The sequence below is a fragment of the Alkalimonas sp. genome (assembly GCF_020831925.1).
Taxonomy (GTDB): domain Bacteria; phylum Pseudomonadota; class Gammaproteobacteria; order Enterobacterales; family Alteromonadaceae; genus Alkalimonas.
Genome location: NZ_JAFIFQ010000007.1, coordinates 83,846 through 94,263, shown reverse-complemented (window position 1 = coordinate 94,263; position 10,418 = coordinate 83,846). Strand labels below are relative to the sequence as shown.

At 48.3% G+C, this 10,418-nt stretch carries 9 protein-coding genes; all 9 read right to left on the bottom strand.

Translation table 11 applies throughout. The annotated features are described in order from the left end of the window. Positions 1–1,414: AAA family ATPase (locus JJU14_RS04375; protein ID WP_228611379.1), on the bottom strand; the 1,414-nt coding region annotated here is incomplete at its 3' end. 11 nt (positions 1,415–1,425) lie between these two features. Next, entirely contained in the window at positions 1,426–2,430 is a 1,005-nt protein-coding gene (tssG, locus tag JJU14_RS04370; protein WP_228611378.1) for a type VI secretion system baseplate subunit TssG, read from the bottom strand. Next, on the bottom strand, positions 2,427–4,259 hold the full coding sequence (tssF, locus tag JJU14_RS04365) for a type VI secretion system baseplate subunit TssF (protein ID WP_228611377.1): 1,833 nt from the start codon (positions 4,257–4,259) through the stop codon (positions 2,427–2,429). The genes tssG and tssF overlap by 4 nt, the downstream gene beginning before the upstream one ends. Further along, complete coding sequence (gene tssE, locus JJU14_RS04360; protein ID WP_228611376.1) at positions 4,259–4,750, bottom strand: type VI secretion system baseplate subunit TssE; 492 nt, start codon at positions 4,748–4,750, stop codon at positions 4,259–4,261. The genes tssF and tssE overlap by 1 nt, the downstream gene beginning before the upstream one ends. A 10-nt stretch (positions 4,751–4,760) precedes the next feature. Beyond that, positions 4,761–5,558, bottom strand: a complete 798-nt coding sequence (locus JJU14_RS04355) for a type VI secretion system accessory protein TagJ (protein ID WP_228611375.1) — start codon at positions 5,556–5,558, stop codon at positions 4,761–4,763. A gap of 10 nt (positions 5,559–5,568) precedes the next feature. After that, complete coding sequence (gene tssC, locus JJU14_RS04350) at positions 5,569–7,146, bottom strand: type VI secretion system contractile sheath large subunit (RefSeq protein ID WP_228611374.1); 1,578 nt, start codon at positions 7,144–7,146, stop codon at positions 5,569–5,571. 111 nt (positions 7,147–7,257) lie between these two features. Further along, a complete protein-coding gene (gene tssC / locus JJU14_RS04345; protein WP_228611373.1) occupies positions 7,258–8,751 on the bottom strand; it encodes a type VI secretion system contractile sheath large subunit in 1,494 nt (497 codons plus the stop codon). Between the two features lies 1 nt (position 8,752). After that, entirely contained in the window at positions 8,753–9,256 is a 504-nt protein-coding gene (gene tssB / locus JJU14_RS04340) for a type VI secretion system contractile sheath small subunit (protein ID WP_228611372.1), read from the bottom strand. A 51-nt stretch (positions 9,257–9,307) separates the two neighbouring features. Next, positions 9,308–10,411 (bottom strand): type VI secretion system protein TssA, encoded by a 1,104-nt coding sequence (gene tssA, locus JJU14_RS04335; protein ID WP_228611371.1) that lies wholly within the window; start codon positions 10,409–10,411, stop codon positions 9,308–9,310. Positions 10,412–10,418: the final 7 nt, after the last annotated feature.

Genomic DNA, 10,418 nt, shown 5'->3' with positions numbered 1-10,418 from the left:
CCTGCTCAATGTCCGATTGCAGAGCCGACATGCTAGCCTGCTCAGTGCCATGCAATTTATGTTCACGCTCTACTACTTGCAGCTTAGCCTGCAGTTGCTCTACCAATCGCTGCTGATCTTCCAGTTTACCGGGGATGGCATCCTGGCTCATGGCCACACGGGCACAGGCAGTATCCAGCAGCGCCACGGCTTTATCAGGCAGTTGCCGGCCATTAATGTACCGATGCGACAAATGCACTGCTGCCACCAAGGCATCTTCTGATAAATGCACACCATGATGTTGCTCCATAACTGGCAACAGGCCACGTAGCATGGTGACTGCTTTTTCAGGATCCGGCTCTTCAACTTTGACCACTTGAAAGCGCCGTGTGAGTGCCGCATCTTTTTCAAAGTACTTTTTGTACTCAGCCCAGGTGGTGGCTGCAATGGTTCTTAACTCACCACGTGCCAAAGCAGGTTTTAGCAAGTTTGCCGCATCGTTTTGCCCGGCCTGACCGCCACTACCTATCATGGTATGAGCTTCATCAATAAATAGAATCACCGGAACCGGTGATGCTTTCACTTCGGCAATCACATTTTTCAGACGATTTTCAAACTCGCCCTTCATGCCTGCACCAGCTTGCAATAGCGCCAAATCCAATACTCGAAGTGACACCGACTTCAACTTATCTGGGACATCGCCACTGGCAATACGCAGTGCCAAACCTTCAACTACCGCTGTTTTGCCCACACCAGCTTCACCGGTTAGTATCGGATTGTTTTGACGACGGCGGGTCAGAATATCAATCATCTGCCGCACTTCATAATCACGGCCAATGATTGGATCCAGTTTATTGGCCCGCGCTTGAGCTGTTAAGTCCTGGGTAAATTGATCCAGCGCGGGAGTTTTGCCATTCGTTGCTGCAACCGGTGAGGCCACTTGTCCATCACCACCTTGCTCTGTCGATCGTTGTTGCAGCTGAGGCCATGCAGTTAATAGCTGCGCAGTATCGAGCTTTTCCAGCATGGGAAGCCGACGTAACAGCAAAGCAGCCAGGCTTTCATCTTTTAATGCGCTGTAAAGTAAGTAGGCACTTCGGATCTGCTGATCACCAAACTCAATGGTGCAATTCAACCAGGTCTGGCGTAATAAACCTACCAGATTGGTCGAGATGCTTGGCAGGCTACTGTTGCCTGTCTTTAATCCTTCCAGTGCGCGCTGTAATTGCTGCCGCAGTTGATCCGGCTCAAGACTGAATGCGGAAAGAATTAACATCAAATCCCCCGCCTGCATGTCCAGCATCGCATCAAGCCAATGCTCAATTTCGACAGAAAAATGACTGCGGGATTGGCAACGCGCCGTTGCCGCCTCAAGTGCCTGCCGGCAGACTGGGTTTAGCTTTTCAACCAAGCTTTTCAGGGATGTATTGGACATAGTAATTTACCTTAATGATCATGTTTGCGTGTTAGCCGGAAACTGACATGCGTAGTAGAAGCAATCCTGACATTTGCGGCCATTAGCACGCCTCCCATCCCTAACTGACTTTGCCCATCCAGACTGGCTACAGGGAAATCAGCTATCCGGGCTTTTAATCGAACCCGGCATTGCATGGATGGCTCCAGATAGTGACTAAGAAGTTGTTGCATACGCTGATAACCTGGCTTGCCAGGTAATAGCGACTGAATTACCGGAGCGTCGGCCCGAATGGATAACTCCACTACCGAGCTAATGTCCCAGACTTTGCTGCCAAGCAGGCTGGATCGGCCCAACTGACCATATTGCCCGTCTGGCTGATGGAAGCTTGCTAAGCGACTCTGCTCTGCAGTTGCCAGATAGATCCAACGACCGGTCAATGGCATCACCTCGACGTCGGCAGATAACAAATGACTTAACTGCTGACTTAATTGCTGCGCGCTTGGCACACTTCGGGTGTAAAAGCCGCCATAGAACAGGCAAGGATCGCTTTCCTGGCCTGTGAGTTGCTGCAGAACAAAGCTAAATGGGTCGACCTTTTCGGGTGAAGCTTGGTATTGACAGGCAAAACGGTATTTTTCCCAGGCGCGGTAAAACAATGAAATCAAGCGATGATTAAAGAGATCAAAAAAATCACGCATGGTTGGATCTTTTTGCTTTAAGCGTTCAAGCACCAACTCACTATAATGGATAGGCAAAACACCACTTGGACCGGTCAGGCCAAAAAAGCTAACCACCAGCTCAAAGGCTGCCAAGCTAGCATCCTGACAGGCTTTTTGCTGGACTGCAGTAATAGCACTGCCAGGAAAACCAAGATTTTGCACGGATTTAAACCGTATAAGCTCATCGCGCGGAAAGCTATCACGTCCCACGCCATGCCAATGCTTCTGCTCAGCCCCGAGTTGCTGCTCAATCGCATACACAGCCTGATAAAAGTCCATATCTGCTGGATTGATGGTTGCAGGCCAGACACTCATAACAGCACCTTGTTACCGACCCTGGCTGGCCAGGTGTGATACCGCTGCTCATGTTCTTTGAGCTTAATCGTTAACCGTGTGTAGGAGTTGATTGCGGCAAACTGAGCAAAGAAGTAATCCAAGACAGAAGCAAAAAAGAACACGCTGCTACCTGCATAGGCAGCTTGGGTCATTTCAATCAGAATCTCACTGCCGCTACATACAGCAACGCGGCCGCCATCATTGACACGTGCAGTACCAGGGGTAATGCGTACTTTGTGAATGCCGTCAATTAATGCTTTGGACTCGGGGGTGCACCGAAAGTCATACAAACGAAGCGTTTCTTTGAGGCGCTGCTCAGCATCCTCCGCGGTGAAATAGTTCAGGGTTAGGTGTTTTACCAGTTGCCAGCGGCTGCTATCACCAAGCGCTGGTCGTATAGGCATGGTAGGAGCCAATAGGCAGCGGCTTTGCTTGATCACATCTGCATGCTGCCTTATTTGGAATCCAGGCTCGCCACCACCAAAAGGCAAATGACTTGGCAGATTCCGGTTGCTGCATAGGGCAGTGACCTGAATAACTTGATCATTCCGCCCACTTTGCCCCTGACTATGTTTGAAGTTTCGATCAACCAAAGAAAGAAAAACTTCCGTCCCCGCTTCACTGAACCCTCCGGCCCAGTCAGCAAATTCACGCCGACTATGCCAAAACATCGTTTCTTGCTGAATATAGTTTGGGTGCCCCTGACTGTAATAAGGATGTACTGTGGTTTTCTGTCCGTCGGAGTCGAGTATTTGTACCTGTGCTATTTGCAGCACTTCACAGATATCGGCATCGAGGTACTGAGGAGCAAGCCGATATTCATAATGAGAACGCTCCAGGTTGATCGGCTCGAGTTTTTGTTCAAAGATGTTCAAAACCGGGGTGCAACCAAGCAACAGACTATCTTTCGTGATATGGCGCTCTAATTCCGAGTTTGCTTCACTGAAATACAGATAGAGATAGCAGCTACTGGCTTTCTCCGGCCATGCCTGTTCTAAGCCCGCAAGCTCGACGAATAAAAACTTCTCTGGAAAAAGAAATTGCTCAACCAGCAGTCGATAACCATTGAAACTGCGATCTGTGTAGGGTACCACCCGCTCTGCATCATCAAAACCAATCGCCTTCAATTGATCCGGGGCGAGATAAGATACATCGTTAGGGCTATCTTTTGCTGCAATGCCTATACGAAGCAGTTGCCGGTTGAGCATTTCGTACAAGCTGTACACATGGTGCCGTTGACCATTTAAGTAAAAGCGTAACCGGCCAACACCGAGCTCATTGACAGCTGTACCATCAAATTCAGTCGTTAGTTGCAACCGTAACAGTGCTTTAGCAGACTGATGACAAGGTGGCTGAGGTGCATTAAACGGGCTGTTCTTGAACTCCGCATGTTCAATGGTCATTGGCCAAACTTCGGTATCGTAACATGAACGAAAAATGCATGACTTCATACCATCAACTTTGGTTTTGAACTCTGTTCCTCGTTTGATGGTGATACCGGAGTCTGACAGATTCTGAGAGGTTAATTGCAGTACAGAAAAAGACGGGATCGGTGCCTGATAATCAGGGTACAACTGTCCCAGTAAAGCATCGGTCAACTCAGGAAAACTATCATCAAGTTTTTGACGGATCTGGGCCGTTAACAGCGCGAATGCTTCAATCAGACGTGAAACATGGGGATCTTCCACTTGCTCATCACTGATCCGAAGCCGACCAGCAACCTTGGGATATTTTTCCGCAAACTCGCTTCCCATCCGGCGAATAAAGGTTAGTTCCCGATTGTAATACTTCAGTAGATCTTCGTTCATCAGGCAGACTCCACAATTCTAAGGCCCAAATTGACCGGTTCGACCTCTGAGTCAAACAACACATGCTCTGGTTCAGGATCTGCATGCAACAGAGCCTGAATTCTCAGGCGAACAACCCGCTCAACCTCATTGCGCGGTTCCAGAGGGATCACTTCAACATCCACAAATCGTGGCTCGAACCGGCGGATAGCCTGCTCGACGGTTTTACACAGTTGTTCGCGGCCATGCTGAGAGTCCACCACCATGACTGAAAAATCGGGCAGCCCATAGTTCATCAGGCTTTGAGGTAGCTCGGTAAACTCTTTCGGCCACAGGTTCCATTGCACGCGGGTGTTCAACAAATTTTGCAGATCTCTGCGGACACTGGCCCGCAAAGCCCTGAGATCAAAGCCACGACGTACACGTTTGGCCTCTTTCTCCCCCGGTGCTTCGTCAATTAAGCGATCGAGCAGTGATTGCTGCAGGGGTTGTTTGTTGCGAACTTTAGCCACAATTCTTGGCTCAATGACTTACGACAGTAAGCGCATGCCATTGACGCAGTTGTGTTAAAGGCATGGCTTGATCATTTACCAAGAGCATTTTCTGTCCAAGGCCTGTGACCAGGTGGTCACCATGCTCGTGCCAGTCGGTTTCTCTGCCCAAACGGCTTAATTCTTTGCTGCTGGCGATATAACAGACCGGTAAGAAAGCTTCCCCCTGAGGGCCATCAACGATGGAGATATTTACCCGGCGCCAGGCCATGTCAATGATGGATTTTACTGGTTGCAACTCTAGCGACTCGATTTCGCTGAACTTGGCTAAGTAGAACTTACCATCCGTTCCTAAGAGCTCCAGGTAGCCAGCTAAGCTATCATCGAGGTCCCGGATTTCTTGCACAGTCTCACCATTGAGCTCAAACTGGGCTGGCTGACGCAAAGACTCAAGTTGTTGTGCAGCCTGCTCCGCAGCTGCGATCTGTCCCTCGCGTAATGCAAGATGCAATGACAGCAAAGCTTCAAAACTTGCATCCGCTTCAGCAAACAATGTGGCGGTCATGCCGCCCTGATAAAAATCCTGCCGTGCGGTTTGGGCGCGGATTAACTGTCGTAAGTTGACGGCTCCCATCAGGCAATCAGGGTGTTGACGAACCATCATGTCAAGCTGTTGATCTGCTTTTTCAAGCTCTCCGAGTACACACAGCAGCTCGACATACATCGAACGCAAATCAAGGGATAAGGGATCATCTTTTAATAAGGTTTCCAGACGTTGTCTGGCCTCGAGCAAATGCCCCTGAACAATACTTTCTTTTACTTTTTTCATGACAATCACCTTAAGATTTATTCGTTTGTTGTGGAGATAACTCAGCAACCAACTTCACAGTGGTCAGCATTTGCTCCAGTTGAAAATGAGGCTGTAACTGAATAATGGAGTAGTACTTACCTGGTTGGCCGGGCTTTTCCCTGACCTGAATTTGCGCATTTCTAAGTGGATGTCGGGCCCGAACCTCATTCGAAGCATCTTCAGTAGCCGTGGTGTACTGATAAAGCCAGCGCTGCAACTCTTGCTCACACTCTTTTGCAGTTTGATAGCCACCAACTTTGTCACGGCCAATCACCTTGATGTAATGAGCAAAACGGGAAACACAAAGAATATGCTGCAGCATGGTGGATAGACGTGCATTGACATCAGCTGCAGCCGTGTCATAACGTTTGGCACGCTGTACCGATGAGTTGCTGTAAAATGCATAGATGTCGCTGTAGGGAACGGCACACAAAGGGATGAACCCATTGTCTGCCAGCTCAGACTCGAAACGATGGCCAATCTGCAGGTTTACAGCAGGCATCGCATGACGTCTTTGTAGATCGGTGCTGTAACAGCTTCTCGGTAATTCGTTCACCACACCAAAGTTGTATTGTCCAGGTTTCATACCACGGATTTGAGCAAACCACCCCGACTCAGAGAAAGCACGAATCAATACAGCGACAAAAGCATAACCAGCATTACCCCATAAATAGTCCTTGGTGGGATCACTTAACTGTTCCTTGAAGCGAAAATGATCGCTGCGCTTACCGTTATCGCTATAAGGGGATCGCATCAGTACCTGTGGCATAACCAACCCCAGAAAACGGGTATCTTCCATCTCTCTTAGCTGCTGCCATCGGATGTATTCAGGTTGCTTGAACTGGCTGGAGATATCCTGTACTTGACCAAGTTCAGAAAAATCATTCACACCAAAAAAAGCACTATCGACTGCAGTGATGAAAGGTGCAAAGGCTGCAGCGCTTGCCTTCGCTATTTCTTTTAAAATATCAATGTCGTGGTACAACTGACCGGGACGAATGGTATGGCTTAGTTGGTAGTCTCCAAGGAGCACGCCGAACGGCTCACCACCCGGCATATCAAACTCATTTTCATACACCAACTTAAAGAATTCGCTTTGGTCAAAGTCAATGGCTCGGTTTAAGTCTCTACCCAATTCACTCCAATTCAGAGACAGCAATTTAACTTTGACTTTTTGCTCTCGGTCGTAAAGCTCTGCCTGCTCAACCAAATAGAGAATACCGCGCCAACTTGCTTCCAATTGCTGCAGTGCGGGATGATGTAATATGGCGTTGACTTGGGCATTTAACAGTAGGTCAATAGCTGCAATGGCTTTACTTAGACGCAACAAGAGCTGCTCTACCTGAGCAGGTCTTGTCGCTTCAATATGATCTGCCCAATAGGTAGCGGCTGCTACCGGGTCTTGCTCATGCAAAAAGTACAACAGTTTACTTTGCATGGCAGACTGATCAAAGCGATGCTTCTCGTGGTCAATTTTATCCGATGAGTGGCTAAACACCTGCTCATCAATAAAGTTCAGGGCCGCTCCAGCACCACTATTCACTTGTTGTTCAGCGGAGAAAAGCATACTGCACCTTAATGGCTGAGAAACATGGACTGATTGCAATGCCCATTGAAGTTCCTTTTCTGCAAAGATCCATGCAAGTGGAGCCTGCGGACAGGCTCCACCGAGACTAGCTTAATTTCCCATTTCAGGAATTTTAGCCACCAACCGTAAAGAGGTGGTCAGTTCTTCCAATTGCAACCAAGGCCGTAACCAGGCAACTGCGTTGTAGGCTCCCGGCTGACCAGGGATTTCTTTGACTTGCACTTTGGCGTCAGCCAGCGGATAGCGAGCCCGTACATCCTGCCCACTGCCTTCTGAAGCGTTCACATAATTAAGGATCCAGCGGTTCAGCCATACTTCCACATCCTCGGCTTCCATAAAGCTGCCAATTTTGTCGCGTGCCAACACTTTGAGGTAATGTGCAAAACGGGAGGTAGCCATCAAATATGGCAAACGTGCAGATATCGCAGCATTGGCCGTTGCTTCCGGGCTGCCATATTTCTTTGGCTTTTGCGCTGTTTGTGCACCAAAGAACACCGCATAATCGGTATTTTTATAGTGACATAAAGGCAGAAAGCCCAATTTTCCCAGCTCGGCTTCACGACGGTCTGTGATGCCAATTTCAGTCGGACACTTCAAGTCAGGATCGCCATCATCGCTCAAGAACACATGAGTCGGTAACCCTTCCACTTTACCACCGCCTTCAGCACCACGAATGGCAGTACAGAACCCGTATTTAGCAAACGCTTGCGTCAGACGGGTACCAAGCACATAGGACGCATTCATCCAGCAATACTTATCATGGTCGGTTGTGACCGCAACACCTTTCTCTGGGTCAACTTCAAACTCTTCGTAGCCAAACTCATCAATTGGGCTGGTGGCAGCTCCATAAGGCAAGCGAGCCAGAGCTCTTGGCATGGTCAGTGTGACAAAACGGGAATCTTCACTTTCGCGGAAAGAACGCCACTTAGTGTATTCCAAAGACTCAAATATTTTCTCCAGATCTCGAGGCTTCGATAGCTCAGTCCAGGAGTCAAAACCAAACAGTGCTGGCGATGCGCTGCTCAGGAAGGGGCAAAAGCCTGCTGCAGCAACATTTGACATGTAGGTTAAGGTCTCAATGTCTTCTGGATGATTGGTAAACTCATAATCACCAATCAGTGCACCATAAGGCTCTCCACCCGGTGTGCCGAACTCTGACTCGTACACTTTTTTGAAGGTTTGGCTTTGATCAAACTCAACCGCTTTACTTAAATCTTTGTACAACTCACGCTTATTGATGCTGATCATACGAATTTTTAACGAGGCGCTGGTTTCAGAGTTCATCACTAAATGATGCAATCCGCGCCAACTGCCTTCCAGCTTCTGAAAACCATCGCTGTGCATAATGGCTGCAAGCTGCGAGGAAATGAGCTGGTCAATTCGCTTAATCGCCTCATTAAATGTCACAGTTAGGTTTTTATTCCAGCTGACTGTGCCTTTCAATGCTTCTTCAGTCAGCGTGCGCAGCAGCTCTTCTGCCCGGGATGAGTCTGTTTGCTTGGTTGCACCAATCGCTTGTTCAAGCAAAGATACCGCCGGTTGCTCAGTGGTCTCATGGGCTTGCGCCAGAGTTTCCGTACTCATGTTATTTCTCCTCTTCAGGCGCTAACTCATTGGCCAGCTGTTGAAGATCGCTCTCGTTGTTCAGAACTTTCTCCAGAATATTTTCAAGCTCTTCGGAGCGATCAATCTTGGTCATCAGATCACGCAGCTTATTTCTGGTAGCCATCAATCGCTCAAGAGGCTCCACCTGATTTACGATTGCGGCAGGCTCAAAGTCACTGATGGACTTAAACTGTAGATCTACCTGAAACTCAGAGCCATCGTCGGTCAGTTTATTCTCGACTTTAAATGACAACTTTGGGTTCATGCGCTTGAGCACATCATCAAAATTATCGCGATCAACCTGAACAAAACGGCGATCTTTCAGCGGTTTTAATGCATCTGTATTTTGACCTGCAAAATCACCCATCACGCCTACCACAAAAGGAAGTTCTTTTTGAACCACAGCTCCCTCAGTTTCGACATCATAAGTAATATGCACCCTGGGCTTACGTACCCGGGATAATTTACTATGAATGCTTTCCATCACATCTCTCCTTTGCTGTATAAACGTGCCAGGTAACGCAGTGTAATACCGTTAACTACCTGAGCCTTTATTGATACCGGTTAGCCGGAAAAACTGATTCCGACTGGTGTTATCGTCAATGAGCTCTTGCAAGAGCTCTGGCAATGCCAAACCACTCCAATGAATAATTTGCTCTAACGCATAGGACATTGGCGAATGAGGTTCGGTTTTGCGAAAAAAATCCGCCGCATCCTGCAACGACTGAATCACTTGCTGGCGCGTCTGCACTTGTTTGCTTACAGTGCTTACATTGTTTGCACCTGATACAACATCTACACTCACCTCATCCAGCAACTCTTCCTGTTCAGCATGGAAAGCAGCAAGCTTGTTCTTCGCCAGATACTGTACTGTGTCTCGGCACTGCTGAATCGCTTTCAAGATTGAGCTGGTCGGTTGCGGCATGCCACTCATGGCGGAGTCCATCGACGTCGAAAGCTCAGTGAAAGCTGCAATAGCCAGGTCTATGTTATTGAGTAACGTTACAAAGTGTTCTGCCGGTGTTTCTGCGACTATCTGAACGATAGCCTCCAGGCTGATACTATGTTCCGAACGTTGTTTTTTACTGTCTTCTTTACGTGACTGCTCATTTGCCCGGATATATTGCCAGGTGGCAAAACTACTTTCCGATGCACTGACTACCAGAGGAACACTTAGAATGGGTGAAATTAACGCACCATCACCCTCATACCCATTTAAGCCAACTAAAGGCGCTATGCGTGTTTCCAGGCCATCTTCATCAGGCTGCGGATACAGATCATCCCAAAATTTCTCAATTAACACGCGAGCACAATCAAAAGAGCGTGCCAGACCTGCAAATCCAGACGTGCGGCAAAGTGCTTCAATCAGCCATGCCGCATACTCCAGATCTTTTGCTTCGGTACAAAGTGCATCAAATATATCTTCAGCCAACTGCATCCACTCGCTCAGCATCGGCGCTGACTCGTCATCACTCATCAGTGCTGAACGTTCAGCATCACGCAATGAGCGTCGCTTATCTTTCAATTGATAATAGCGAGAGCCCGGCGATACATCAGCGCGAGGATCAGTGCCACAACGAGCGTCCGACTGGATCTCTTTGGCAATTGAATCTAGCTTTACAAAATCACAATCTATCATCAAAGTT

Coding starts and splice junctions, on each gene's coding strand:
- JJU14_RS04355 (WP_228611375.1), bottom strand. CDS start 5,558: ATGAAAAAAGTAAAAGAAAGTATTGTTCAGGGGCATTTGCTCGAGGCC.
- tssB (WP_228611372.1), bottom strand. CDS start 9,256: ATGGAAAGCATTCATAGTAAATTATCCCGGGTACGTAAGCCCAGGGTG.
- tssC (WP_228611373.1), bottom strand. CDS start 8,751: ATGAGTACGGAAACTCTGGCGCAAGCCCATGAGACCACTGAGCAACCG.
- tssC (WP_228611374.1), bottom strand. CDS start 7,146: ATGCTTTTCTCCGCTGAACAACAAGTGAATAGTGGTGCTGGAGCGGCC.
- tssF (WP_228611377.1), bottom strand. CDS start 4,259: ATGAACGAAGATCTACTGAAGTATTACAATCGGGAACTAACCTTTATT.
- tssA (WP_228611371.1), bottom strand. CDS start 10,411: ATGATAGATTGTGATTTTGTAAAGCTAGATTCAATTGCCAAAGAGATC.
- tssG (WP_228611378.1), bottom strand. CDS start 2,430: ATGAGTGTCTGGCCTGCAACCATCAATCCAGCAGATATGGACTTTTAT.